A 26,503-nucleotide genomic window follows, 5' to 3' on the forward strand; every position below is an offset into this window, starting at 1 on the left:
CATGAGAGCCATTTCAGGGAGCATCCGTTATCTCAACCGACTGGTTTATGAATCGGCCAAGGTGTCGGACTACAGCGTGCTGGCTGTTGGCGTAATCGGTGCGATCGGGCATCCGCTGTACTGGCTGTGGTGGACGTATATCGATCCTCAACCCAACGAAAGCCTGCCGATGCGCGTTATCGGTACGGCGGCCTGTACGCTGCTGCTATTGCACCGTTTCTGGCCCGCTTCGGTCGCGCGCTTCCTGCCGTGGTATTACTTCGTAACGGTAGCCTATTCGCTACCGTTCTTTTTCACTTACTACCTGATTGCCGGTCACTATTCGATGCTTTGGTCGATGGCCGAGCTCGGCATGGTGTTTTTCCTGATCGCCATTTTTCCGTCGGTCGTTGCGTTAGCACTCAATCTGATGCTGGGCATTGGTCTTGCCGTCTTGTGCGCCAGGATCGTCATTCCGCAATCCCTGCACGTGGACGGTCAGCTATTTCTCTACACGTATCTGCCGGTTTTTACGTTCGGTATTTTCGCCGGCCTTACGTTCAGTTACAGCAATCTGAAAGGCATCGTCGCGCAGGCAAAGAATGTGGCGTTCCGTGCGCTCGCCGGTTCGATCGCTCATGAAATGCGCAATCCTCTCAGCCAGTTGAGGCACGTGCTGGATCGCATGGAAGAGGCGCTGCCCGCAGTGACGGATGTCAGCCCGACGCCGGCCATGTCGCACGACAGGGCGGCATTGCTTTACCGGCACCTTGCCCATGGCCAATTGTCGATCGATCGGGGGCTGCGCATCATCGCGATGACACTCGATGAAGTCAGCGCGAAACCCATCCGCGCGGATCATTTCACCTATCTGAGCGCGGCGGCCACCACGCGTAAAGCGCTGGACGAATACGGCTTCGGCGATCAGAAGGAGCGCGCCAAGGTCCGGCTCGTGGTGCTGGACGACTTCATCTTCAAGGTCGACGAAACCGTCTATCTGTTCACGCTGTTCAATCTGATCAAGAACGCGCTGCATCACATTGCGGCGCATCCATTGGCGACACTCACGCTGACGATCGACCGCCAGACGGTGCTGGTTCATGACACCGGCCCGGGCATCGCGCCCGACCTCCTGCCTCATCTTTTCGAGCCTTTCCGCACCGCGGGTAATTCGGCGGGTACGGGGCTCGGCCTTGCCTATTGCCAGCGCGCAATGCGTGCATTCGGCGGCACGATCGCCTGCCGCTCCGAAGTCGGCAAATTTACGCAGTTCACGCTGCACTTCCCGGCAGTCTCCAGCCGCGAAGTGGCCGAGCATGAGCAGAAGGTTTTCGAGCGCGCCATGCCATTTTTTGACGGCAAACGCGTTCTCGTCGTGGACGACGATGCCGCTCAGCGGACGCGAAGCCGCCGCGCGTTGTCGAAGGTCGGCGCGCAGGTAAGCGAGGCGGAAAACGGCGAGGCGGCTTTGAGGGTGCTTCAACAGTCGGCGCCGCACGACCTCGTGCTGATTGACATCAATATGCCGCTCATGGACGGCTACACCACGGCCGAAAAGATTCGTGCCGATCATCAACATCCGAACTGGAATGTTCTGATCGCCGCCTTCACGGCCGAGCCGGGCAATGTGACGCGGGTGCTCGCCCGCCGCGCCGGCATGGACGATCTGATCAGCAAATCCGCCAGCGCGGTGGAACTGATCGCGACGCTTCAAAAGCTTTTCGAAAGCGGCGATCGGCACGTTCAGAGCCACCCGTTCGACGGTTTCGCCGGCAAAACGATTCTGGTCGCGGACGACGACACCTATAGCAGGCGGATCGCCAAAGGTTATCTGGAGCGATGCGGCGCGCGCGTCGTCGAGGCCGACCATGGGCCGGACGTGCTGGCGAGGCTGGAGGAGAGCGACGCCGTCGATGCCATCGTGATGGACATGAACATGCCGGGCATGGGCGGCGTGGAAACGACCGCGTCGATCCGTGCTCGTGCCGACGCGTATGCCCGGCTTCCCATCGTTGCATTGACCGGCCAGTCCGATATGAAAGCCGTGCAGGCATGCCTGGCCGCAGGCATGAACGAGGTCATGGTCAAGCCCGTGCAGATCGGCGCGCTCTATGCGTCTCTTGCAAGACAGTTTGCCCAGCAACGTGCGTCGCAAGGGCCGGGCAAACCAGAACCGGCACAGACGCCCGCCGTGCAAGCCGCCAGGCCGGCGCCGATCAGGGAAGGCTCGCTGCTCGACGAGAAACACCTCGAAGAACTGGTGGCGCTCGATTTGCTGGACCAGACGTTCCTCAACGGCATCGAACAGATTCGCTCGACTGTGGCGCAGCTTGCCGCCAGCGTGGCGGCCCGCGACCTCGAATCGACGCACGGCGCCTTGCACGTCCTGCTCGGCATCAGCGGCAACATCGGCGCGAAGGCGCTGCATCAGTTCGTGCGGCAGATCTATCCGCGCGTGGTGGAAGGCGAATGGCCCGCGGAAGCCGACTGGCTGGCGCAAATCTGCTCGCTGAGCGATCATTCGGCCCCCGCGTTGCGGACCTACTTCACTTCAGCCAAAGCGCGCGGCGAGAACGGGGACTCAATGGGCGACTAATCGACGTTAGCGCCGGTCGGCGACGGCGGCGCTTATCCGCCTCGCGACGTGCCGCTCAGCATGCTCCTCGACTCCCAACGTTCCTCCTTCGCCGGCCTTTCCTCCGCCCGGCAACGCCCAATTCCCTTGGCGCAAAAGCACCACAAGTCAATTGACCGATTCAATCACAAAAGTGATCGAATCGAAAAAATCGCTTGCAACCGACCGTTCCGATCACTATATTGATCGAAACGGTCGTTTTCCTTGAGCGAAGCAATCACTTCCGAGGGAAGCCGACCGTCTCAACGTGGCCCGAGCGCCACGGCGTGCCATCAAGAAAAATCACGGAGACACCATTGAAAAAGCGTTCCTTTCGGGTTCTGGCCACTTTGGGCGTGCTTGGCGCCGCCACAACCGGCGCGCACGCGCAAAGCAGCGTCACGTTGTATGGATTGATCGACACCGCACTCGTTTACACGAACAACCAGAAAGGTCACTCGAACATTCAGATGTCGAGCGGCACGTTGTCCGGCAGCCGCTGGGGTTTGCGCGGCCAGGAGGATCTGGGCGGCGGCTTGGGCGCATTGTTCGTGCTCGAAAACGGTTTCAGCAGCACGACGGGCACGCTCGGCCAGAACGGCCGTGAGTTCGGCCGCGCGGCTTATGTGGGCTTGAGCGGCGGCTTCGGCAAGGTGACGGCGGGCCGGCAGAACGATACTTCGGCGGACTTCATCGGCACGCTGACGGCCGCCAATCAGTGGGCGGGCGGTCTCGGCGCCCATCCGGGGAATACGGACAATCTTTACGTGAACGCGCGGATCAGCAACAGCGTGAAGTTCATCAGCAACGACTACGCGGGCTTTCGCTTCAGCGGTTTGTACAGCTTCGGCGGCACGGCAGGCGACTTCGCCAACAATCGCGTGTGGGGGCTCGGCGCCACCTACGCAAACGGCCCGTTCGTGGTCGCGGCGTCGTATATGAACGCCACCACACCGAACACGGGACTTTTCGACGGCACGGCGGGCGCGGCGGCGATTTCGCCCAACAACACGCCGATCTATTCGGGCTATGCGTCGGCGCGCACGCTGCAGATAGCGGCGGTGGGCGGCGCATACACATTCGGCGCGGCGACTTTCGGCCTGATCTATTCGAACTCGAAGTTCAAGGATCTGGGCTCGGGCGCGGCCTCGGCACCGGTCGCGCGTTTTGTCGGCGAGACTGCGACGTTCGACAACGTCGAAGCAAATTTCCGCTACCAGCTGACGCCGGCCACGCTGCTCGGCGTGGCTTACAACTACACCCGCACGCATGGCGCGGGCGACGCGCACTATAACCAGGTGAACGCGGGCGCCGACTACTTTCTGTCCAAGCGCACCGACGTTTATCTGAGCACCGGCTGGCAAGGCGCGAGCGGCATCGATTCGACGGGCCGCGCGGCCACGGCGGCGTTGTGGCCGATCACGGCGTCGAGCACCTCGCATCAGTTCGTCGCGGCACTCGGTTTGCGTCACAAGTTTTGAGCGTTTCGCGCAATTTGATCTAAACAGGAAGGTGTTGAAACCTTCCGTCGTGGAAGTGGAGTCGAGCATGACAGTCTTGTTCAAAGGGATCATTCCCGCACTCATCACGCCGATGACGGCAACCGAAGAGGTGGACGAAGCGGGCTTGCGCACGCTGATCGAGCGCCTGATCGAGTCCGGCGTGCATGCGCTGTTCGTGCTCGGCACCAACGGCGAATTCATCGCCTTGAATGAAGCGGAAAAGTTGCGCATCGCCAGGATCGCGGTCGATCAGGCGCGCTCGCGTGTGCCGGTGATTGCCGGAACGGGCGCGTACGCCACGCGCGACGTGATCGAACTGAACAGCAAGATGCTCGACGTGGGCGTGGATGCGGTGTCGGTGATCACGCCGTACTTCAACGGCGCAACCCAGCAGGAACTGTTCACGCACTACGAGCGGATCGCGCGCGCCACCACGCTGCCGGTGATGCTCTATACGATCCCCGCGAAGGCCGGCATCACGCTGAACGTGGACACGGTGCGGCGCCTCGCGGAGATTCCGAACATTCGCGGCATCAAGGACAGCGGCGGCGACTTCGATCGTTTGCTGCAGTTGATCAATCTGCGCAGCGACGACTTCGCCGTTTTCACCGGCACGGATTCGATGATCCTCTGGACACTGATCGCGGGCGGCGACGGCGCGGTGGCCGCGACCACCAACGCGGTGCCCGACGTAGTCACGTCGATATGGAAGCACTTTCAGGCCGGCGACATCGCGGCCGCGCGCAGGGCGCAGGAGTCGTTGCGCGCGCTGCGCGACGCCTTCGCGCTCGGCACCATGCCGGTCGTGCTGAAGACCGCCGCGCAAATGCTCGGCATGCCGGCGGGTCCGGCGCGCGCGCCCGCGCAGCCGCTCGACGCGAACGCTCGCGCCCGGCTCGAACAGGCGCTCTCGATTTATCGCGAGACGCGCTAAAGCGCGCCCGTTCTTCCGTCCGTACCTCATTCACTGCCCCAAGAGACATCGCCATGACCACGACCTATCACTTCCAGACTGTCAAGCACATCGTGCATGGCGCGCACAGCCTCGATCTGCTCGCCGATAAGCTCGCGCTGCTCGACGCGCCGGTCAAACGCATCGCGCTGATCACCCAGCCGGCGATGGAAGAACTCGGCGTGATCGACCGCGTGATCGCGAGTCTTGCAGCCAAAGACATTGAAGTGCTGATCGTGCGCGACGTCGAACCGGAGCCGACCATCGGCAACGTGGAAAGCGTCTTCAGCGAACAGATCGCGCCCTTCGCGCCGCACGCGATTCTGTCGATCGGCGGCGGCAGCGTGCTCGACGCAGCCAAGCTGTTCGCCGTGCGTCTGACCAACGAACAGCCGTTGCGTGAATGGCTCGGCATCGATCTGATCGCGAAGCCGGGCGTGCCGCTAATTCTCGTGCCGACCACAGCGGGCACGGGTTCGGAAGTGACGCCGAACGCGATCGTCACGCTACCCGACGAAGAGCTGAAGGTCGGCATTGTGAGCCGCCATCTGTTGCCGCAACTCGTCATTCTCGACGCGGCGCTCACGCTGAAATTGCCCAAGGCGATCACGGCCGCCACCGGCATGGACGCTTTCGTTCACTCGCTCGAATCGTATATCTCGACCAAGGCCAACCCGATCAGCGACATGTTCGCGATGGAGTCGATGCGGCTGATCGGCGCGAACATCATCGAAGCGTACCAGCATGGCGAGTCGATCAAGGCGCGCGAAGCGATGATGCTCGGTTCGATGTACGGCGGCCTGGCGCTGACGGCGGCCGGCACAGCCGCGGTCCATGCGCTCGCGTATCCGCTCGGCGGCATGTTCAACATCACGCACGGCGTGGCGAACGCGATGCTGTTGCCGCATGTGATGGCGTTCAACATGGATGCCTGCGCAGGCCGGCTCGCCGACGTGGCGCGCGCGCTGTCGCTGGCCACGTCCGCCGACGATGACCTGGCGGCCGCCACGAAACTGATCGAGCGCATCGATCAATGGACCGCGGCCGTGGACATCCCGCAGGATCTGCGCAAGTTCGGCGTGAGCGAGGACGATCTCGACGCGCTCGCCGTCGCGGCGGCGAAAGTCAAACGGCTGCTCGGCAACAACCCGAAGCCGCTGTCCCTCGACGACATGAAGGCGATCTATCGCCGCCTGCTGCCATGAACCGCACGCGTGAGCCGCGCCTGCTCATCATCGGCGACGATTTGTCCGGCACGGCCGATTGCGCCGTGACGGGCGCGCGCCTGGGTTTGCGCAGTGTCGTCATGCTCGACGCACGCATGCCTAAGTTGACGGGCGAGGGCGGTGAGGCCGACGTCACGCGAGGCATCGACGTTCTCGCGGTCGATGCCGACTCGCGCCGGCTCGGCGCGGAAACGGCGGCGCAAGTGAACGTGAAGGTCTGGCGTGAACTCGCTCATGCGGACACACGGCTCTACAAGAAGATCGATTCGACGCTGCGCGGCAACGTCGCAGCCGAAGTCGCGGCGCTGATTCCGTTGGCGGGCATGGCCATCGTGGCGCCGGCATTTCCCGCAGCGGGACGCACCACGCGTGACGGCCGTCAATGGCTGAACGGCGTACCGGTGGAGCAGACGGAAGTCTGGCGCAACGAGGGCATTGCCGGCGAGGCCGCCATTGCGTCGATGCTCGCGCAATACGATGTGCGTACTGACACCTTGTCGCTCGCGGAGGTGCGTTCGGATCAGGCCGCGTTGACGGCAAAGCTTGACGCGATGCGGCAGGGCGGCATTCAAGCAGTGGTATGCGACAGCGAAACGGACGACGACCTGCGGCGCATCGCGCACGCTTCTGCGTCGCTGCGTAGCGTGTTCTGGGTCGGCTCGGCCGGTCTCGCTCGCGATCTGATGCAGGCTCTGAATCCCGGTGACGTGACGACCGCCAGCGAGGCCGGCGTTGCCGCTCGCGAGCCGAACAAACCCGTGCTGGCCGTGGTCGGCAGCATGTCGAGCGTCTCGCATGCGCAGGTCGCGCGACTCAGGACGGAAGCGGGCGAGGCGCTCGCGTCGTTCGAAATCGACCCGTCGACGTTGCGTAGCATCCAGCCAGCGCATGCGCAGTTCACCAGCGAGGTGAGCGCGGCGCTGCAGCGAGGGCTACATGTCGTCGTGTCGCTGAGCCAGACGGATCGCACCAGCGTGGCCGACGGTCTGCTGTTCTGCCAGCGCCTCGCCGCGCTGCTGGTTCCCGCATTGCAGTACGCCGGCAGCGTGATCGCCACCGGCGGAGAAACGGCCCGCGCGCTGCTGTCCGTGGCGGGTATTGGCGAATTACGCGTCGTCGAAGAAATCGAGAGCGGTGTGCCGCTGCTGCACGCCGTTCACAACGGGCGCCGTCTTAACGTCGTCACCAAAGCGGGCGGCTTCGGCCATCCGGATACGCTCAATCTGGCCTGGCGAAAACTCGCCGGCGTCCAACCCAATGCCCGGCCGTGCGCGGCCATCATCAAAGGACTGACCACAATGACCTATCGTCCAGTTATCGGCATCACCATGGGCGATGCTGCCGGCGTCGGCCCGGAAATCGTCATGAAGGCGCTGGCGCACGCCTCGGTCTACGAGCAATGTCGTCCGCTCGTGATCGGCGACGCCGCGCGTCTGCGCGACGCGGGCCAGCGCGCGGGCGTCTCGCTCGAAGTGCGCTCGATTGCAAGCCCCGCGGATGCCGGCTTCGAATGCGGCGTGGTGGATTGCATCGACCTCGGCTTGATTCCCGCCGACATGCCATACGGCAAGCTCTCCGCCGTCGCGGGCGACGCCGCGTATCAGTACATCGCGCGCACCGTGAAATTGACTTCCGCCGGCGAACTCGACGCGATCTGCACCGCGCCGCTGAACAAGGAAGCGCTGCACGCCGGCGGCCACATTTTCCCGGGCCACACCGAAATGCTCGCGCATCTCACAGGCATCGACGAAGTATCGATGATGCTCGTCGCGCCGAAGCTGCGCGTGATTCACGTCACGACCCACATCGGCCTGCTCGACGCGATTCGCCGCATCGAACCGGGTCTCGTGCAACGGACCATCGAGCGCGCGCATGAAACGCTGGTGCGCGCGGGCATCGACAATCCGCGCATCGGCGTGTGCGGGATCAATCCGCATGCGGGCGAGAACGGCCTGTTCGGCTACGGCGAGGAAGAGGAAAAGATCATTCCGGCCGTCAAGGTATTGCAGGCGCGCGGCTGGGATGTTGAAGGCCCGTTGCCCGCGGACACGCTGTTCTTCCGGGCCGGCCGCGGCGACTTCGACGTGGTGGTCGCGATGTACCACGACCAGGGGCACGGCCCGGTGAAGGTGATGGGGCTGGAGGCCGGTGTCAACGTGACGGTCGGGCTGCCGGTGATCCGCACCTCGGTCGATCACGGCACCGCGTTCGATATCGCCGGCAAGGGTATCGCCGACGAAGGCAGCATGCTCGAGGCGCTGAAGCAGGCGCTCGATCTGGCCACGCGGCGTTCCGAGCTGGAAGCCTGAGAGCCGTTAGTGAACGGGCATCCCGTTACGACGGGACGCGGATAACGGCTGCGGGGACGGCGGACACACGCCGCGCAACCGGATGATTCGATGCGTATGCATCGGCAAAAGTACATTGGAGACACCATGGCAACTTTCAGCTACTGGGACACCGCGATCATCATCGGCATGGTCGTGGTCTACATACTTCTGACCAGCTGGTTCAGCGTGAAGCTGCGCAGCCGCAATTCCGAGCAGTTCATGGTGGCGTCGCGCTCCATGCCGGTCGTGGTCGTCGCGGTCCTGCTCATGTCCGAGTTCATCGGCGCGAAGTCGACCGTGGGGACCTCGCAGGAAGCGTTCAGCGCCGGTATCGCGGCTTCGTGGTCGGTGATCGCCGCGTCGATCGGCTTTCTGTTCTTTGGCCTGTTCATGGCCAAACGTCTCTACAATTCGGGTGAATTCACGATCTCCGGTTTCATTGCCATGAAGTACGGCAAGCGAGCCAAGCTCGTGGTTTCGGCGATCATGATCTATGCGCTTTTTCTCGTGAACGTGGGCAACTACGTGAGCGGAGCGGCCGCGATCTCGACAGTGATGCGGATCAATCTGCCGACCGCGGCGGTGATCACCGCCATCGTCAGCACGATCTACTTCGCGTGGGGCGGTCTGAAGAGCGTGGCGTATCTGACCATCGTGCACAGCGCGGTCAAGCTGATCGGCATTGCGATTCTGGTGGTAGTGGCGTGGCGCTTGACCGGCGGCATCAAGCCGATGATGGCGAACATGCCCGAGCACTATTTCACCTGGAACGGATCACTCAGCAACGGCACGATCGGCGCGTGGATTATTGGCACGGCGGGCGCGATCTTCTCCACCCAGTTCATCATTCAGGCGATCTCCGCCACGCGCTCAGCCGCGGCGGCGCGCAGTGCGTCCTTGCTCGCAGCGGTGCTGTGCGTGCCGATTTCGCTCGCGCTCGGCTTTCTCGGCGTCGCCGCGAAGTATCTGTTTCCGGGGATCAAGAGCCTGTACGCGTTGCCGGTCTTCCTGCAACACATGAACCCGCTGCTGGCCGGTGTGGTGACGACGTCGCTCGTTGCGTCGATCTTCGTGAGCGTGTGCACGGTGGCGCTCGCCATCGCCTCGCTGATCGTCAAAGACTTCTACGTGCCGCGCTATCATCCGACGCCGGAAGTCGAACTGCGCATGACGCGCTGGATTTCGCTGGCAGTCGGACTTGCTCCGCTCGTATTCGTCCTGTTCGTGCCGCAGATTCTCGCGCTGTCGTTCTTCACGCGCGCGTTGCGATTGACGGTGTCCGTGGTGGCGCTGATCGGTATCTATCTGCCGTTTTTCAATAGCAGCCGCGGAGCCATGGCCGCGCTGATCGTGTCCGCGCTGGCCACGACCGTCTGGTATCTGCTCGGCAATCCGCTCGGTATCGACAACATGTACGTGTCGCTGGTCACGCCGGCCGTCGTCATCGTGTTGGAGAAGCTGTTGTTTCCGGCGGGCTCCAAGCCGGTCGGCGCGAGCGGCGAGCGTCTCGCGCATCGTGAATCACATTGACGTGCCGTAATCAGGAGAACACCGGATGTCTTCCATCCTCGCAGAAACTCCCAACGCGGCGACATGGGACAACCATGTGCGCGTGACCTATGCGGACGCGCAGCGCCGCGACGCCTATCTGCCTTCGTCCTGCGTGCAGAACCACGCGGCGAATCTGCATGCGTTGCCGAACGGCGACCTGTTGTGCGTCTGGTTCGGCGGCACGCAAGAGGGCATTCCCGATGTCTCGGTCTATATGTCGCGGCTGCGTACCGGCAGCGGCGTGTGGAGCGAGCCGCAAAAGCTGTCGGACGATCCGACGCGCTCGGAACAGAACCCCGTGCTGTTCACCGCGCCCGACGGGCGGCTCTGGCTCACCTATACCGCGCAGTTGTCGGGACACCAGAACACCGCGATCGTGCGCCGCCGTATCTCGTCCGATGGCGGTCTCACGTGGGGGCCGATCGAAACGCTGTTCGACCGGCCGGGCACTTTCGTGCGCCAGCCGATCGTCGTGCTGCCCGACGGCGCATGGCTGTGTCCGGTGTTCCTGTGCCGCACGGAACCCGGCGAGCGCTGGGTCGGCAACAACGACATCAGCGCGGTGCTGATTTCGGAAGACGAAGGCCGCTCGTGGCGCGAATACGAGGTGCCCGAGAGCGTGGGCTGCGTGCACATGAATGTGCAGCTGCTGGCCGACGGTTCGCTGCTCGCGCTGTTTCGCAGCCGCTGGGCGGATTCGATCTACGCGAGCCGCTCGAAAGACGGCCGCACGTGGAGTGTGCCGCAAGCGACCGATTTGCCGAACAACAATTCGTCGATCCAGTTCGTTGCGCTGAAGAACGGCCACCTCGCGCTGGTGTTCAACGAAAGCGATGCGTCGCACAGCACCGAACGGCGTGCGTCGCTATACGACGACATCGAGGATTCCGAAGACAGCGGCGCGCTGCGCGACCAAAGCGCGTCGACGCGCGGCACGGCCGTGTGGGGCGTGCCGCGCTCGCCGATGTCGCTGGCGATCTCCGAGGACGGCGGCCACACTTGGACGCGCCGGCGCGCGCTGGAAATCGGCGACGGCTATTGCATGACGAACAACTCGGCGGAGCAGCGCAACCGCGAGTATTCGTATCCGTCGATCGTGCAATCGGCCGACGGCGCATTGCATATCGCTTTCACGTACTTCCGCCAGCGCATCAAATACGTATGCGTCGACGAAGCGTGGGTGCGCGGCTGACACGTTAGCGCGGGAGCTGGATCGGAGCGAACCGCAAGGGACCACGGCGTGCGATGGAAATTCGCTACACTAGGCGCACTTATTGGCGCGCCTCTTGCGCGCCGTCGCTAAACCGGTTCCTCCGATCCAAGATCATGAAAGTTGCGAAACGCCGCGAGGCGATGCTTCACGCTGTGCTGGGCGGGATGACAGATGTCGGGACGTTGTGCGAGCACTTCGGCATGTCCGAGGCAACGGTGCGGCGCGATCTGCGGGCGCTCGCGGAAGGCCGCCAGATCCTGCGCACCTACGGCGGCGCGGCCGCGGTCAGCGCGCATGAACCCGAGGCCTCGCTCGACGAACGCAGCGAAAGCTTTCGCGAGCAGAAAGATGCGATTGCACGCGCCGCGCTCGCGCATGTGCAGGAAGACGACACGCTGTTTCTCGATGGCGGCACCACCACCGCGGCGCTCGCGCGTCAGTTGATCGGACAGCGCTCGGTGCATGTGGTGACGAACAACCTGCTGGTGGTCGGCGCGCTGGCGTCGAGCAAGGTGCGCGTGACGCTGGTGGGCGGCGACATCCGTTCTTCGAGCATGAGTACGCTCGGGCCGCTCGCGCAACTGGCATTGAGCCGCCTCACGTTCGACAAGGCGTTTCTCGGCGCTGACGGCGTAACGGCGGCGCGTGGCTTGTGCGAGGCAACGGCGGAGCAGGCGTATCTGAAGGAATGCGTGATTCGTCAGGCCGCGAGCGTGTTCGTGCTGGTGACAGCCGACAAACTCGGGCGCGCCAGCCAGCAGCACTGGACGCCCCTCGAACGCGAGTGGACGTTGATTACCGACGACGCGGCCGAGCCGCATGAACTGGCCTTGTTCGACGAACGAGGTGAGGTGACGGTGGAGACGGTAGCGGTTCGATAAGCGTTTCCGGCGTCTCCTCTTTACGGATAGCCAAGGGGAGTGAAGTGGAAACGACGACACAGGTGAAGCAGCGGCATGCCGTGGTGACAGGCGCCTCGTCGGGTATCGGCCTGGCGATCACTCGACGTTTGTTGAACGAAGGGTGGCGCGTTACCGGCTTGTGCCGCAGGCCGGCGACGCAAGCCGCTGAACATCTGACCATCGTTCCCGTCGACGTGACGGACTTCGCGGCGCTCGCGCCGGTTGTCGAATCGATCGGCGCATGCGATGCGTTCGTGCATGCCGCCGGCTTCATGAGAACAGCGCCGCTCGGCGAACTCTCCGCCGACGACGGCGCCGCGATGTGGCGCATCCACGTCGATTCGGCCGCATTTCTCGCCAACGCCTTGCTGCCGAATATGCCTGCGGGTGGCCGTATCGTGTTGATCGGCAGCCGGACCGCGAACGGCGCGCCTACGCGCAGCCAATATGCGGCCACCAAAGCGGCGCTAGTCGGCATGGCCCGCTCCTGGGCGGCTGAACTTGCGCCGCGCGGCATCACGGTCAACGTGGTCGCTCCCGGCGCGACCGATACACCCTTGCTGCGCGATCCCGCGCGCGCGGGCACTCCGCCGAAAATGCCGCCGCTCGGCCGCTTCGTTCAACCGTCGGAAGTGGCCGGTTTGACCGCGTTCCTGCTCGGGCCGGAGGGTGGGTCGATTACCGGTCAACAGATCGTGATGTGCGGCGGCGCGTCTCTTTGAATGCGTCGGCGCCGCGGTCTTCCTGGCGAGCAACGCGTCGAACTTCGTCAATGGCCACGTTCTTTACGTGAACGACGGCGTGACCGTCACGCTGTAATCCGTCGATGAGGCATCGCGCCGCGAGACTATCTCGCGGCCGGTCCGGTCGATTGCCTGAGCTGAAACAACGCATGCACCTCGTGCCCGTGCAGCGGACGCTTGCCGTCGAGCGTGTCGAGCAGATACTGCGCGGCAAGCCGCCCGATCTCGTAGGTGTCGACGCGCATGGTGGTCAGCGCGGGGCGGATTTCCTGCGCCATTTCCAGATCGTCGAATCCGGTGACGGACAATTCGCCCGGAATCGCAATGCCCAGTTCCTCGGCCTCGCGCAACACGCCCAGCGCGATAGCGTCGTTGCCGCAGACGATCGCGGTGGGACGCTCGCCCGACGCGTGCCAGATCGTGCGCAGACTGCGCCGCCCGAATCCCATCGTCGATTCGCCTTCAAACATATGCTCCGGCCGCACCGCGAGGCCGTGACGTTCGAGGGTCGCGCGAATGCCCGCGACGCGTGCCTGCACGCGGTCGTTGTCGCGCGTCGGCTGGATGCACACCGCGAATGCGCGGTGCCCGAGGCCGATCAGATGTTCGGTGATCTCCTCATAGGCCGCATGATTGTCGAAGCCGATGCAGGTGTGGGGACTGTCCTTGCGATACGCGTACGTCACCGCATACGGCACGCGGTAGAGCCGCAACGCATCGAACAGTTCGGGCGGATGAGCCTCGCCCACCACGGCCATCGCTTCCACGCCACGCGCCAGCATCGCGCGCACTTGCGTGAGCGCCTGCGCGGGGTCGTAATTCGAGCAGCCGAGCACCAGCGTGATGCCGCGCGCCGCGAACGCCGCCTGCATGCCGCTCACTTGTGAGGCGAACACGCGATCATCCAAAGTCGGGATGATGATGCCGGCAATGTGGCTGCGCGTGGAGGCGAGCGCGCGGCCCGCCGCATTCGGAAACCAGTTGAGTGTGAGCGCGGCATGCTCGACGCGCTCACGCACGTTCGCGGAGACCTTGTCCGGCTCGTTGTAGACCCGCGAGACGGTCGCGGTGGAGACGCCCGCAAGCTTGGCCACATCGGAAAGCACGCTGCGGCCCGTGCTGCGGCGAGCGCGGTTCGTCTGGGTGCGGGCGGCGGCCGGCGGGTCGAGAGAGTCGGGCATCAGGTTGGTGAGCGCAGAGTAAATCGGGGAAGGCCTGCCATCTTACCGCCGTGGACACGCGCGAAGGCTTCAGCGGTTCTACCTGTGATCCGGAAATGCTCCCCCCGTCCAACGGCTAGCGAACCGAGTGGTTCGCACCGAGTGCCGCGATACGGCCGCGAAAATGCTCGGTGCCGGCGACGATCTTGTCGAGCACCGCGTCGAGGGCCCAGAAGCGTTCGCGCACGTCGTAGTCGATCACGCGGCAGCGAATGGAGTCGAACGTGCCGATCCGTTGGTGGTAGATCTTCGCGAGAGCCGGATAGCCGAGCGATTCGGAGACGGCGGCGAGCACGAGAAACGTAGCCAGCTCTTCTGCCAGAACCGGGTCTTGCGCCGCATCGTTGCGCAGCCACTTGTACAGATCCGGATGGAAGTTCGTGAACACGCCGTTGAAACCGGCGGAGCCCGCCTTCATCGCGTCCCACGCGATGGCCGCATTGGCGTTCAGGATTTTCAGCGGCGAGCCTTCGGCGAGCGCGACGCGCCGTTTGACCGTGGCGAGATCGCAGCTCACGTCTTTCAGCATGATGAAGCGGCCGGTGTCGATGCACAGCTTCAGTTCGTCATCGGAGAGAAGACGGCGGTAGGGCGCGGGGCATTCGTACAAACCGAGCGGAATGTCGGACGGCAGGCGCGCGAGCAGTTGCCGGAGGTTCGCCGCGAACGTCTGCGTGCCCTGCTGCTTCGGATCGAGCCGGTTCGTCACCAGCACGATGCCTTGTGCGCCTGTGCTTGCCGCGACGTTGAGTTCCTCGGCCTGCGCGTCGGGGTCGTCGCTGATATGGCCGGAGACCACGACCGGGATGCGGCCCGCCACCTTGTCGACGACGAAGCGTCCCAGCGCGCCCCGTTCGGCGAGCGTCAGGAACTGCATTTCACTCGACTGCGCGACGGCAAAGAGCGCATCCGATCCATGCGCGATATACCACTCGATCAGACGTTCGAGTCCGGCGTAATCGATGGCGCCGGCGTCGTCGAACGGCGTCAGCATCACCGGCACGATGCCTTCGATCGACGTGGCGAATTGCTTGGAAGTGGTCATGCTCGTGATCTCCCGGAAAGGGTTCGTTTAGTCGGGGCGGCGCGCGCGTTTTACGCGGGCGCTCGCACGGGTTCGGTTGGGGCGGACGGGTCTTCGATCGGCTTGCGCACCAGCAGGAGGTAGCTCATCGCGCCGATAAACGCGATGCCCGCGGCCGTTAGCAGCGCGGGGACGAACGACCAGCTCTGCGCGATATAGCCCGTCAGGATCGGGGCGAGGGCGCCGCCCAGAAAACCGCCGAAGTTCTGAATCGCGCCGAGCGAGCCGACGCGGTTCGGCGGCGCGGCGGCGGTGGCGAGCGCCCATGAACTGGCGGATGCGGCATTCGCCAGAAAGATCACCACCGAGATGCACACGATCGCGATCGTGTTGCTCTCGACGAGCGCCGCCGGAATCGTGAACGCGACCATGCCGAGCATGGCGATCACCACCGCATTGCGGCGGCTCGCAACCGGGCTCGTGCTGCGGCTCGTGATGAGATCGGAAAACCAGCCGGCCGTCAGCGAACCCAAAAAACCGCAGAAGAACGGTATCGATGCCGCGACGCCCGTGTGCATCAGGCTCATGTGGCGTTCCATCGTCAGATAGCCGGGCAGCCACGTGAGGTACACCCAGTTCAGGTACACCGAGCCGAAGAAGCCGATCAGCATGCCCCACGTGGTGCCGTGCGAAAACAGCGAGCGCCATTCAGCGAAGGTGACCGTGGGTGCCGGCTTGCGGTCCGCTTCGTCGCCTTCGAGATAGTGCCGCTCGGCTTCGGTCATGGTCGCCTTGACGGGGTCGCGGTACACCGCGAGCCACACGAGCGCCACGACGAGGCCGACCACGCCCGTCACGATGAAGGCCCAGCGCCAGTGAAACTGCACGACGAGAACCGACAGGCACAGCGGCGCGAGCGCCGTGCCGAGCGGCGACGCCGAGTTGAAAATGCCGGTCGGTTTGCCGCGCGCACGCAGCGGAAACCAGTTGCTGACCACCCGGGCCGCCGACGGAAACTGCGGCGCTTCGCCGATGCCCAGCACGATCCGCGCGAGGATGAACCAGCCGAAGGTGGAGACGAATCCGCCCGCCGCCTGCGCGAGCGACCACACGATCAGGCCGATGCCGAGCAGCTTGCGCGGCCCGATGCGGTCGACGAGACCGCCCACCGGCAACTGGAAGAGCGCGTAGCTCCACGAGAATGCGGAAAGCAGCAGCCCCATTTCTCCGAGCGACAGCCCGAGGTCGTGACGGATCAGCGGATTGGCGACCGCGAGCGTGCCGCGGTCCAGATAGTTGACGATGCCGCTCACCATCAGCAATGTGAGCGCCACGATCTGGGCGCGGCGGATTCGCGGTGGCGCCTGCTCGAGGCTCGGTGTTGCGCTCATGATCGTTGTCTCCGTTTCATGTCTTCGGCGGGTGTGAGCAAGCCGCGCTGATGCGATGTCAGGCGGCCGGAATGTGCGCGTCTACGTCGGCGCGCGTTGGATCGGGGTCCGCGCGCTTTTGCGCATTGCGCTGAGCGCGGCGTCAACGTAGGTGAAGGCGAATGCTTCGTTACCCACCTATGTTAGCGCTTACATTAAGCTGCGCCTTTACGCGAATCACGGGATTTTGCTAGCGACTTCGCTTCACATGTCTAAATGATAGCGCTTACATTTTGTGCCTTTCTTCGAAGAGATTGCAAGCGATAGCGATGCGTTGAAGGGTAAACCCCGGCGATTGGCCGAAGAATGCCACGTTGCTGAAAGTGAAGAGGCGGCTGATCGCTCCTTCGCCTGGCGCCAGACCGAATATTTCGCCGGCGCATTCCGGGCTATGCTTATCGAGTAAGTTGTCTGCCCTGCCCGCGATATAGGCGGACGTGGCCGGTTATCGACGACAACACGCAACCACTGACCCGACACGCGCGCAATTCAATGAAAGAGATCAGCGGTGACCCACGCAAGGCGCCGGCAGCCGCGACCCGGCAGGATGATGGGCGCCTCGAGCTCCCCGCGGCCGAGCCAGATGCGCTCATGCACCTGAAGAGCTACGCGCTCAACCTGGTCAGCGATGCTGCCTATCTGATCGACCAGCATGCATGCTTCATCTACGTCAATGAGGAGGCCTGCCGCATGCTCGGATACAGTCAGGCGCAGTTGCTGCGGATGCGCGTGATGGATATCGATCCCGAGTGGAACTTTGAACGGTGGCTCGACGTCTGGAAAGATCTGCGCGAGAACGGCTCGATGATGATCGAGTCGATGCAGCGCCGCCAGGACGGCACGACGTTGCCGGTCGAGATCAGCGCGAGCCATTTCGAGTACGAAGGCCAACCGTATAACCTCGCGCTCGTGCGCGATATCACCGAGCGCAGGCGCACCGAGCAGCTCCTGATCGCGCAACTGGAACTCGAGGCGCAATTCCGCCGCCTCGCGGAAAGCACGCCCGATATCATTTGCCGGTATGACCTCGACTGTCGGCTGGTTTATGCCAACTCCGGACTTGCCGCGATACTGCGCCGTCCCCTGCACGAAATGCTCGGTGCGACGCCGACCGAACACACCGCCGATCCCCAGTTCGTCGCCTATCAGAATGCGCTGGCGGCCACGCTGGCAACAGGCGCGGAACGCACGCACGAACTCACGTTGCGCGACGGCGCGAATGACGTGAGCTATCACCACGTCCGCATTCTCGCGGAGCGCGGGCTGCACGACGAGATCACTAGCGTGCTGGCGCTGGGGCGCGACATCACCGAACGCAAGAAGGCGGAAGAGCGCTTGCATGCGAGCGGGCAGGCATTCCGGGCGCTGGTGGAGCATTCGCCGGACTATATCGCGCGCTATGACCGCGACTGCCGGCGCGTGTACGCCAATCCAGCACTGAGCGCGATCTTGCCGCCGACGACCGACGAAGCCACCGGCACGGGAAGCGTGGACGAGTCGCCAGTGGTCGATGTGCCACGGTATCGGGACCGGCTGCGGAGCGTTGTCGAGACCGGCACGTAGCGCATGGACGAAGTGCGGTTCCGCAACGCCAACGGCGAGGTGCGATGGGGGCACATGCGGATGGTGCCGGAGTTTGCCGCCGACGGCCAGGTCGCCACCGTGCTTGCCATATGCCGCGACATCGACGAACTCAAGCGCAGTGAGCAACTGTTTCGTACGCTGACCGAAAACGCGCCGGAGATGATCGTTCGCTACGACCGCAACTGTCGCTATAGCTACGTCAATCCGAGGTTCGAACAGGTCAACGGGATTCGCGCAGCGGACGCCATCGATAAAGCGCCTGCCGAGCTATCGGACAGTGTGATGCCCGAGTTGCGGATGATCACCGCCACGCTGGAGCAGGTGATGGCAAGCGGCATCGGCGCGAAGGTGGATCTCACGTCGGAGAAGAACGGCAAGCCAGTGGGCTGGCACGTCAGCGCGGTGCCCGAGCACGGCGCTAACGGCGACATACGCGGTGCGCTGACGATCTGGACCGACATCACCGAGCGGATGGAGGCCGAACTTCGTTTGCGCGAATCGTATGCGCTGTTGCAGGAGTTGACGTCGTTACGCGAAACCGCGCGTGAGGAAGAGCGCAAGCGCATTGCCCGCGAGATGCACGACGAACTGGGACAGCAGTTGACGGCGCTGCGGCTTGGTGTATCGGCCATGCGAATCGAGTTCGCGCAAGACGATCCGGCGCTGGCCGGGCGTTTCCGGGACCTGCTGGCGCTCGCCGACGACACCATGCAGGTGGTTCGCAATGTGGTCGCATCGCTGCGTCCCGCCGCAATCGATGCCGGCATCGTCGCAGCGCTGGAGTGGCTGGCTGCCGAATTCTCGCGTGACGGCCGGGTGGCCTGCCATCTACGGATTCCTGACGATAGTCTGGTCCTCGACGAGGCGCGGGCAATCGCACTGTTTCGCATCGTGCAGGAGGCGCTCACGAATGTCGCGCGTCATGCCGCGGCGACCCAGGTCATGATTTCGCTCGAACGGACCGGACGCTGCTGGGTCCTCGAAATAATCGACGACGGCTGCGGCTTCGATTCGATGGCGGCGCGGATGAAGTCGTTCGGGCTGGTGGGCATGAGAGAACGCGTATTGATGTTGGGCGGCGAGATTTCGGTGCTCAGCGCGCCGGGCAGCGGCACGTCGATCACCGTGTGCATACCGGCCGACGACGCTTCATAGCAGTCGAGAACCTGATCGAACCTTAAGACGACTTCCGCAAACCGGCGACAATCGCGTTGATCTGCAGGTCGAAGCTTTCGAACCATACGCGCGCCACTTCCAGTTGCGCGTCGACGTCCTGAAAGTGGGACTGATGCACTTCGACGGCGCGCTCGGCTGCGGCGATTGCTTCAGGAGTCGTCTGCGAGCGAAACGCAAGCGCGGCGAGCGACTCGATCTCGCCGCGGTTGCTTCGACTTTGATGCATGAGTTCGGTCAGCAGCGCCTTCAACATCTGCAACTGATCGTGCCAGTCGCTTTCCGCGCGATACAGCGCCGCGATGAGCGGACCTGCATCGTCCGCGAGTGAGATGTTGGCCGCGGTGGACGTGCCCTGCCGCACGTGATCCAGCACCGCGAGGCAGCCCTCGGCGCGCTCGACCAGTTGCTGCGCTTTGTCATGCGCTTCGGCCATGCGCGTCTTGAGCGCCGTGGCGCGATCGCAAAGCCGCGCCTGTAGGACGAACGTGTGCGGCTTCACCTGTCAATGTCCATGTGTAGGATTCGTGAGTGGCGATGAATGACCCCGGCTGCAATTGCAAGGACGTCGCGTCGGGGGATTCGCGCCGCCTTTCCATGTATACGGCGACGCCCGAAGCAGCTTGATGTCAGGATTTCCTGATTTTTGGCCCTGGCATTTGTTTTTGCCAACGGAAGAAAGCCGCCGCCGGCGACATCAGCGCATCCAGTATTCGTCTGGAATCCTCCGGTCGGCTTCGGAAAGGAAGGGGTTGTCGAGCGTGAAGGTCAACCGGGACGCGATATTTCCGCGGGCGAGCGCATCCTGAATGTAATGATGAGAGTTGAACAGCCTCATGTACGCGCCATTGCGATACGCGGCGACGAGCCCCGCTTCGATGGTCTGTGCCAGTGCTTCATGGCCCGCTGCAACATAGAAAATGAAATCCGATCGATACTTCAGCAGCAGCCGGTTCTCGACCACGAGATCGGGCTCCAGGTGCTGGCGTCCTTCCAGTTCGGTAAATGCTTCCACTAAGCCGCGTGGGAAAAAGTCGACGCGGCCGCCCTGGGTCATCTCGAACATCGTGTCATAGGTCGAGGTCTGGACGTTCAGGCCGGCAGCTCTCAGGATTTTCGTATCGATCCAGCCAAGTCCCTGACCACACATGAACGCTTTGAGATCGGAGAAGCGCTCGACCTGGTCGAAATCGGCTTGCCGATCCTTCCGGATGATGAACACCCGGTGGCCGATCAGACCACGGTGTATCGGAATCCGCACGACGTTGCGGCCGCGCTCGGCCTGCGCCTCCATGCTCGTCCAGTGCAGATTGATCATATTGTCGGGGCCGGCCAGTTCGGCAAGCGCGCGGCCGCGTTCCATTTCGATGTCGGCCGATCGCAACGTGTACGAGGCGTTGGCCGTTTTCATGGCGAGATCGAGCACGGCGAGCGCAAACGCGGCTTGCACGTCGCGGGTAGGCCGAATGCGGGGATAGACGATGTCGAAGTGGACGGGCGGGTCGGCCGGGGCGGCGCGTGCCCGAAGCGTGCTGCCCGCCGCACTTAGCGCGGCCAGAACAAAGCGCCTGCGATGCATGAATGGATGGTTTCTCGAATCAGCCGTGACGCGCTCAAACAGGCGCTTGTCCGCACAGGTTCTTGCCTGACTGGTGTTTCATCGTGCCACGTCCTGCCTGTGCTGACAAATCGTGTAATCCCTTTGTCAGGCAGCGCGATGCGATCTGAAACAGGTCGATGCAAGGCGCCCAGGCGCGCGAACGCTCATGCACGGCCATTCAGGATTTCCTGACGGCATATTCAGCGGATCGGAAGTGCATTTTTCCGCGCTTCCTGACTGTGTGACACTTTCGGCCTCCCTAGGATGGTCTATCGAAATCGTCTATCTCAGTGGATCCGTTATGAACGGTCATTCGGAAAGCCGCGAAGTCGCGGTTGAATTCCTCAACGCCGGCTGCGAGCGCCTGTTCGACATCTGGTGTGAAAGCAGAAGCGTGATACCGCTCAGCTATCTGTTGCACTGCTGGCCTTTGCCGGATTGGGGGCACGCGTCCGTGAAAAAATTGTCGGACGGATTGCGCGAACTCAGGATGTCGAACCCCGGCGCCCTTGGCGGCCGCGTGCGGCCGATCCTCGGCGAGCTGACGTCATGCATCGATGAGATTCTGCTGTATCCGCGAATCTGCTTGCCGCCGGCGATCGACGATATGCCGCCTGTCGAATCGAACATGTACGTCATGTAGATTCACGTCAGCTCGATCGGAACGCGTTTCTCCCGGAAACACCACCGGCGCAGACCGGCAAATGAGAGTAACTGGCTGGCTGGGGCAGGCGAACGTCAAATCGCCACCTGCCGATGCGGCGGCCAACAGATCTGGGCCGCGCAGCGCGCAACGAGTGCAGAATAGACGAAACAAGAACCGTAGCACTCGCGGGGATGTATGAAGCACAACCTGTTCGACGCATGGTGGAGTTTGATCGGCAGCTTCAGGAGTAGCCTCGTCTCGCGGCTTCTCGTGACTGTGCTGCTGGTCAGTTCCGTCGTCACCGTGTTGTTGACCGGGTTGCAGCTTTACAGCGACTACTACCGGGGCGTGGAGCAGATTGAAAATCGCCTTGTGGACATTGATCGCAGCAGTCGCGACAGTCTCGCGGAAGCGCTCTGGCGTCTGGATGGTTCGCAGCTGCAATTGGAGTTGAACGGCATTCTGCGTCTCCCGGACATTCGTGCCGTGGAAATTCGTGAGGCGGGCAAAGAGGGGCAATCTCCTTATCTGAGCGCGGGCCATCGCTCGGCCGGTCGGGTCATCGCCCGCGAATTCCCGCTCTACTACAGCGTGCAAGGCAAGCAGCGCGAGATCGGCAAGCTCTACGTCGAGGCCACGCTGCTCGACCTTTACCATGAACTGACGCGTACCGCGGTGATGATCCTGGTCACTCAGGCCGCCAACACCTTTCTCGTCTCGCTGTTTATCGTCTACATTCTGTCCCGTCTCGTGATGCGGCATGTCGCGGCCATCGCGCGCATGGTGGAAAACTACGATTTTCGTGAACCGCCCCGGCCGTTCAGTCTCCAGCGGCGCAAACGGCGCGAGCCGGACGAACTGGATCGCGTGGCGGCTGCATTTAACGCGATGGGCGCGCGGTTGTATTGCGCCTATCGTGACGAGCAGGACACGGCGGCTGAACGCGAAGCACGCAATCTGGCCGAAGCGGCCAACCGGGCCAAAGGCGAATTTCTCGCGAATATGAGCCATGAGTTGAGGACGCCGCTGAACGGCATTCTCGGCTATGCCCAGATCCTCGAACGCGATGACACGCTGAGCGAGCGGCAGCGCGAACGCGCTGCGTCCATTCGCCATAGTGGCGAACATCTGCTGACATTGATTGAAGACACGCTCGATTTCGCGAGGATCGAAGCGGGCAAGCTGCGTGTCGAAATCGGCGACGTGCCGCTGGCGGGGTTTGTCGATGTCATTCGCGACATCATCGGCGTGAAAGCGGAGCAGAAGCGCCTCGACTTCATTTGCGACATCAGCGCAGAGGCGCCTGCCGGTGTGCGTGCCGATGAGCGGCGCCTGCGGCAGGTCATGCTCAACCTGCTTGCCAACGCCGTGAAGTTCACCGATTCAGGGTGCGTCAGCCTGCATATATCGAGGTCCGAGCCGAACCGTGTTCGTTTCGAAGTGCGCGACACGGGGATCGGCATTGGTCGCGATCAGCTGAATGCGATTTTCGAGCCGTTCGAGCAACTGGGCGCTGCCGAGCGGCGAGCCGGCGGGGCGGGGCTTGGCCTCGCCATCAGCCGCGAATTCGTGCGGGCGATGGGTGGCGAGATCGAGGTGGAGAGCCAGATCGGGCAGGGCAGTACGTTCCGCTTCGAACTGCCGGCAGCGAACGTGGCACCCGTGTTGCGCAAGACGGCGGAGCCGGCGCCGCTCTCGTTCAGCGCGACGGGCTATGAAGGGCCGCGCAGGAAGGTGCTGGTGGTCGACGACGTCGAGATCAACCGCGCGATCATCGTGGATCTGCTGGGCCGTCTCGGCTTCGATACCGTCGAGGCGGAAAACGGCCGCGAGGCGCTGGAGGTGGCGCAGCGCGAACGACCCGCGCTGGTTCTCACGGACATCGTGATGCCCGGGATGAACGGATTCGATCTGACACGCAACCTGCGCCAATCGCAGGAGTTCGCCAATGTCCCCATCGTTGCCATGTCCGCCAGCCCGTCCGGGGTCAATCGGGTGATGAGCATTGAAGCGGGCGTCAACGCCTTCCTGTCCAAACCGGTCGACCTCGAAGCGCTGCTGGCACAAATTGCCACTTTGCTCGGACTGACGTGGAGCCATGCGTCGCTGCCGTCGTCCGCTCGCGCGGCGACGCCCGAAATCAGTCTTGCGGCCGTGCCTCAGCAACAGATGGAAGAACTGCATCACCTTGCCCGCCTTGGCGATATGCATGAAATTATCGTCTGGGCCGAGAGCGTGGCGGCGGGCGATTCACGTTATCGCTCGTTCACGGCGCAACTCTGCGCGCTCGCTCGCGACTACCAGTCGAAAGCCATCCTTAATCTGGTCGAGCGGCATCTGAACGTCGAGCCCAGGCCATGAACGAACTCAATACGGAGGCCGGCGAACGGCCGACCATTCTGATCGCGGACGACACGCCGGCGAATTTCGGCGTGGTCGTGGAGAGCCTGACGGACCGCGGCTTTCGGGTACTCGTCGCGCTAGATGGCGAAGAGGCGCTCGAACGCGCGCTGTTTTCTCAACCCGACCTGATCCTGCTCGACGTGAAGATGCCCGGCATCGACGGTTTCGAGACCTGCCGGCGGCTCAAGGCGGATCCGCGCACGCGCGACATCGCGGTGATTTTCATGACCTCGTTGACCGGCGCGGAAGACATGGTCGAGGGGTTCTCGGCCGGCGGCGTCGATTACGTGGCCAAGCCTGTGCGCGTCAACGAAATGATGGCGCGCATCGAAACCCATCTCGCCTTGCGCGTGATGCACCGGCAGCTCATCGCGCAGAACCGCCTGCTTCTGAACGAGATAGCGGTGCGCCAGCAGGCCGAGACGGAACTGTCGAGCGCGCGCGATGCGCTGGAACAGCAGGTCGAGCAGCGCACGCGGCAACTCGCGGAGTCGAACGCGCGGCTGTCCGCCCAGATCGAAGAGCGCCGCCGTGCGGAAGCGAAATTGCAGGCGAGCGAAGCGCGCTTTCGCACGATTGTCGAAACCAGCCCGATCCCGCTGTGCATCACGTCGATGCCCGAAGGCGTCATCCTGTACGTGAATGAGCCACTGCGAGAACTGTTCGGTCTCGATAACGGCATGCGCACGCTGACCAATATCGTCGACTTCTATATGGACCCCGTCGATCGTGACCGGCTCGTCTCGCATCTGCGCACGGAGGGCAGTTTCAACAACAGCGAAGTCCACATGCGGCGCGTGGACGGCTCGCCGTTCTGGGCCATGGCGACCGCGCGCGTGGCGACTTTCGGCGATACTCCGGCGATCTACGTGGGCCTCAACGACATCACGTCGCGCAAACGTATCGAGCAGGAGCTGTTCGAATCGCGCAACCAGTTGCGCGAGTTGTCCGCGTATATGGAGGCGATTCGCGAGGAAGAGCGCAAGCGCATCGCCATGGAGATTCACGATGAACTCGGCCAGTTGCTGACCGCGTTGAAGATGGATGTCTCGCTGCTGAAAATGCGCCTCGGCCAGGATCCGGACGCGATGCGCAAAGCCGAGGACATGCGCGAACTCGTCGAAAGGACCATCTGGATGGTCCGCAATGTCGCGAACCATCTGCGGCCGGTGGCGCTGAACTTCGGGGTCGTGTCGGCATTGGAGTGGCTCGTGGAGGACTTCATCCGGCGCCATGGCATTCCTTGCCAGTTGCATATCAACGGAGGCGAACCGGTGCTGCCGGAGACGTGCGCCACAGCGGTATTTCGCATCGTTCAGGCTTCGCTGACCAACGTCGGGCGCCACGCGCATGCAACGCGGGCCGACGTCACGCTGACCAGCACGGCGTCGGCACTCAAACTTCACGTAAGCGACGACGGCTGCGGTTTCGATCCCGACATGGCGCGAACAGGGTATTCCTACGGATTGCTCGGCATGCAGGAGCGCGCGCGTCTGATCGGCGGCGCGATGACCATCGACAGTGCGCCGGGCATGGGCACCGCTATTTCCATTTACATTCCGCATACAGGCGGGGCAGAAAATGATCGACGTCCTGATTGCTGACGACCACGCCGTGGTGCGTGGCGGCCTGAAACAGATTATCGCGACGACCTCGGATATCGTCGTCGCCGCCGAAGCCGCGCAAGGTTCGGAAGTACTCGACCGGCTGCGCGCGAGGCGCTTCGATCTCGTGCTGCTGGACATGACGATGCCTGGCATCAGCGGAGTCGATCTGATCCGCCGCGTACGCCTCGAGCAGCCGCCCTTGCCGATCCTCGTGCTCAGTATCCATAACGAGGCGCAGGTCGTGTCGCGCGCGCTGCGCGCCGGCGCGACCGGTTATGTGACGAAAGACAGCGATCCGGACGTGCTGCTCGCGGCGATCCGTAAACTGGCCGGAGGCGGGCGATTCATCGACCCGAAACTGGTCGACGCCATGGTCTTCGAAACGCATTCCGGCGACGCGCCACCGCACGAGGTGTTGTCCGACCGTGAATTTCAGGTATTACGGATGCTGGCGGCCGGTCAAAGCATCAACGAGATCGCCGAATCGTGTTCGCTCAGCGCCAAGACTATCAGCACCCACAAGATGCGTCTGATGCAAAAGCTTGGCCTGAACAACAACGCCGAGCTGATCCGGTATGCGATCAGGCACGGTCTGGTGACGGAGTGACAGAGGCTTTAGGGATATCCTGAGGCGAGAAGCAGCATTTCCCGAATCAACAATCCGGCGCTGCTGACTGAAGAATCCTCGCCGTTGTCCCACGATTGTCAAATGGGAACCTGAAGTGCGGGGGCAGATGTGGATGCGACAAAAAGCTCACTACGCGGACTGCGCGACAAATTATTGGCAACGGCGGGTACGCTACC

Annotated in this window: 20 protein-coding genes and 1 pseudogene; 16 read left to right on the top strand and 5 right to left on the bottom strand. The window is 63.2% G+C overall.

Going from position 1 to position 26,503, the window contains the following annotated elements; translation table 11 throughout:
- The first annotated feature begins 1 nt into the window (after position 1).
- The 10 genes and pseudogenes from B0G82_RS29220 to B0G82_RS40695 form a co-directional block, all read left to right on the top strand.
- Positions 2–2,575, top strand: a complete 2,574-nt coding sequence (locus tag B0G82_RS29220; protein WP_121309889.1) for a hybrid sensor histidine kinase/response regulator — start codon at positions 2–4, stop codon at positions 2,573–2,575.
- A 374-nt stretch (positions 2,576–2,949) separates the two neighbouring features.
- Positions 2,950–4,074 carry a porin gene (locus tag B0G82_RS29225; RefSeq protein WP_121310912.1) on the top strand — a complete coding sequence of 375 codons (1,125 nt, stop codon included), beginning with the start codon at positions 2,950–2,952 and terminating at the stop codon, positions 4,072–4,074.
- 67 nt (positions 4,075–4,141) lie between these two features.
- Entirely contained in the window at positions 4,142–5,029 is an 888-nt protein-coding gene (gene dapA, locus B0G82_RS29230; RefSeq protein ID WP_121309890.1) for a 4-hydroxy-tetrahydrodipicolinate synthase, read from the top strand.
- Between the two features lie 53 nt (positions 5,030–5,082).
- A complete protein-coding gene (locus B0G82_RS29235; protein ID WP_121309891.1) occupies positions 5,083–6,252 on the top strand; it encodes an iron-containing alcohol dehydrogenase in 1,170 nt (389 codons plus the stop codon).
- Positions 6,249–8,582: a 4-hydroxythreonine-4-phosphate dehydrogenase PdxA gene (gene pdxA / locus B0G82_RS29240; RefSeq protein ID WP_121309892.1), complete on the top strand. Its 2,334-nt coding sequence runs from the start codon at positions 6,249–6,251 to the stop codon at positions 8,580–8,582. Before B0G82_RS29235 ends, pdxA begins: the two co-directional genes overlap by 4 nt.
- Positions 8,583–8,708: 126 nt before the next feature.
- Positions 8,709–10,133: a sodium:solute symporter family protein gene (locus B0G82_RS29245; protein ID WP_121309893.1), complete on the top strand. Its 1,425-nt coding sequence runs from the start codon at positions 8,709–8,711 to the stop codon at positions 10,131–10,133.
- Between the two features lie 25 nt (positions 10,134–10,158).
- The gene (locus B0G82_RS29250; protein WP_121309894.1) at positions 10,159–11,346 is read left to right on the top strand and encodes an exo-alpha-sialidase; all 1,188 of its coding nucleotides are present in this window, start codon (positions 10,159–10,161) and stop codon (positions 11,344–11,346) included.
- Between the two features lie 134 nt (positions 11,347–11,480).
- Positions 11,481–12,248, top strand: coding sequence for a DeoR/GlpR family DNA-binding transcription regulator (locus B0G82_RS29255; RefSeq protein WP_106283154.1), 768 nt, complete (start codon positions 11,481–11,483; stop codon positions 12,246–12,248).
- Positions 12,249–12,292: 44 nt separating this feature from the next.
- Entirely contained in the window at positions 12,293–12,991 is a 699-nt protein-coding gene (locus B0G82_RS29260) for an SDR family oxidoreductase (RefSeq protein ID WP_121309895.1), read from the top strand.
- Positions 12,990–13,088, top strand: a pseudogene (locus B0G82_RS40695) (gluconate 5-dehydrogenase); the annotation flags it as partial. The gene B0G82_RS29260 and the pseudogene B0G82_RS40695, both read left to right, overlap by 2 nt.
- Before the next feature lie 28 nt (positions 13,089–13,116).
- Here the strand turns inward: B0G82_RS40695 and B0G82_RS29270 are convergent.
- The 3 genes from B0G82_RS29270 to B0G82_RS29280 form a co-directional block, all read right to left on the bottom strand.
- A complete protein-coding gene (locus B0G82_RS29270; protein ID WP_199730182.1) occupies positions 13,117–14,193 on the bottom strand; it encodes a LacI family DNA-binding transcriptional regulator in 1,077 nt (358 codons plus the stop codon).
- A gap of 115 nt (positions 14,194–14,308) precedes the next feature.
- On the bottom strand, positions 14,309–15,277 hold the full coding sequence (locus tag B0G82_RS29275) for a dihydrodipicolinate synthase family protein (RefSeq protein ID WP_121309896.1): 969 nt from the start codon (positions 15,275–15,277) through the stop codon (positions 14,309–14,311).
- A 50-nt stretch (positions 15,278–15,327) separates the two neighbouring features.
- Positions 15,328–16,647 (bottom strand): MFS transporter, encoded by a 1,320-nt coding sequence (locus B0G82_RS29280; protein WP_121309897.1) that lies wholly within the window; start codon positions 16,645–16,647, stop codon positions 15,328–15,330.
- A gap of 531 nt (positions 16,648–17,178) precedes the next feature.
- On the opposite strand from B0G82_RS29280, the gene B0G82_RS40700 reads away from it, so the two are divergent.
- Both B0G82_RS40700 and B0G82_RS40705 read left to right on the top strand, forming a co-directional pair.
- Entirely contained in the window at positions 17,179–18,249 is a 1,071-nt protein-coding gene (locus B0G82_RS40700) for a PAS domain S-box protein (RefSeq protein ID WP_121309898.1), read from the top strand.
- A 3-nt stretch (positions 18,250–18,252) separates the two neighbouring features.
- Complete coding sequence (locus B0G82_RS40705) at positions 18,253–19,425, top strand: PAS domain S-box protein (RefSeq protein WP_121309899.1); 1,173 nt, start codon at positions 18,253–18,255, stop codon at positions 19,423–19,425.
- 22 nt (positions 19,426–19,447) lie between these two features.
- On the opposite strand, the gene B0G82_RS29295 is transcribed toward B0G82_RS40705, so the two are convergent.
- Both B0G82_RS29295 and B0G82_RS29300 read right to left on the bottom strand, forming a co-directional pair.
- Positions 19,448–19,945, bottom strand: coding sequence for a hypothetical protein (locus tag B0G82_RS29295; RefSeq protein WP_121309900.1), 498 nt, complete (start codon positions 19,943–19,945; stop codon positions 19,448–19,450).
- A gap of 195 nt (positions 19,946–20,140) precedes the next feature.
- Positions 20,141–21,022, bottom strand: a complete 882-nt coding sequence (locus B0G82_RS29300; protein ID WP_121309901.1) for a hypothetical protein — start codon at positions 21,020–21,022, stop codon at positions 20,141–20,143.
- A gap of 322 nt (positions 21,023–21,344) precedes the next feature.
- Between B0G82_RS29300 and B0G82_RS29305 the strand changes: the two genes are divergently transcribed.
- The 4 genes from B0G82_RS29305 to B0G82_RS29320 all read left to right on the top strand — a co-directional run bounded on the left by B0G82_RS29305 (position 21,345) and on the right by B0G82_RS29320 (position 26,306).
- Positions 21,345–21,686, top strand: a complete 342-nt coding sequence (locus tag B0G82_RS29305) for a hypothetical protein (RefSeq protein ID WP_121309902.1) — start codon at positions 21,345–21,347, stop codon at positions 21,684–21,686.
- Positions 21,687–21,884: 198 nt separating this feature from the next.
- Positions 21,885–24,050 carry an ATP-binding protein gene (locus B0G82_RS29310; RefSeq protein ID WP_121309903.1) on the top strand — a complete coding sequence of 722 codons (2,166 nt, stop codon included), beginning with the start codon at positions 21,885–21,887 and terminating at the stop codon, positions 24,048–24,050.
- Positions 24,047–25,696: a response regulator gene (locus tag B0G82_RS29315; protein ID WP_121309904.1), complete on the top strand. Its 1,650-nt coding sequence runs from the start codon at positions 24,047–24,049 to the stop codon at positions 25,694–25,696. Before B0G82_RS29310 ends, B0G82_RS29315 begins: the two co-directional genes overlap by 4 nt.
- Positions 25,674–26,306 (top strand): response regulator transcription factor, encoded by a 633-nt coding sequence (locus B0G82_RS29320; protein WP_116122159.1) that lies wholly within the window; start codon positions 25,674–25,676, stop codon positions 26,304–26,306. Before B0G82_RS29315 ends, B0G82_RS29320 begins: the two co-directional genes overlap by 23 nt.
- Positions 26,307–26,503: the final 197 nt, after the last annotated feature.

It is taken from the genome of Paraburkholderia sp. BL17N1, from assembly GCF_003634175.1.
Lineage (GTDB): Bacteria > Pseudomonadota > Gammaproteobacteria > Burkholderiales > Burkholderiaceae > Paraburkholderia.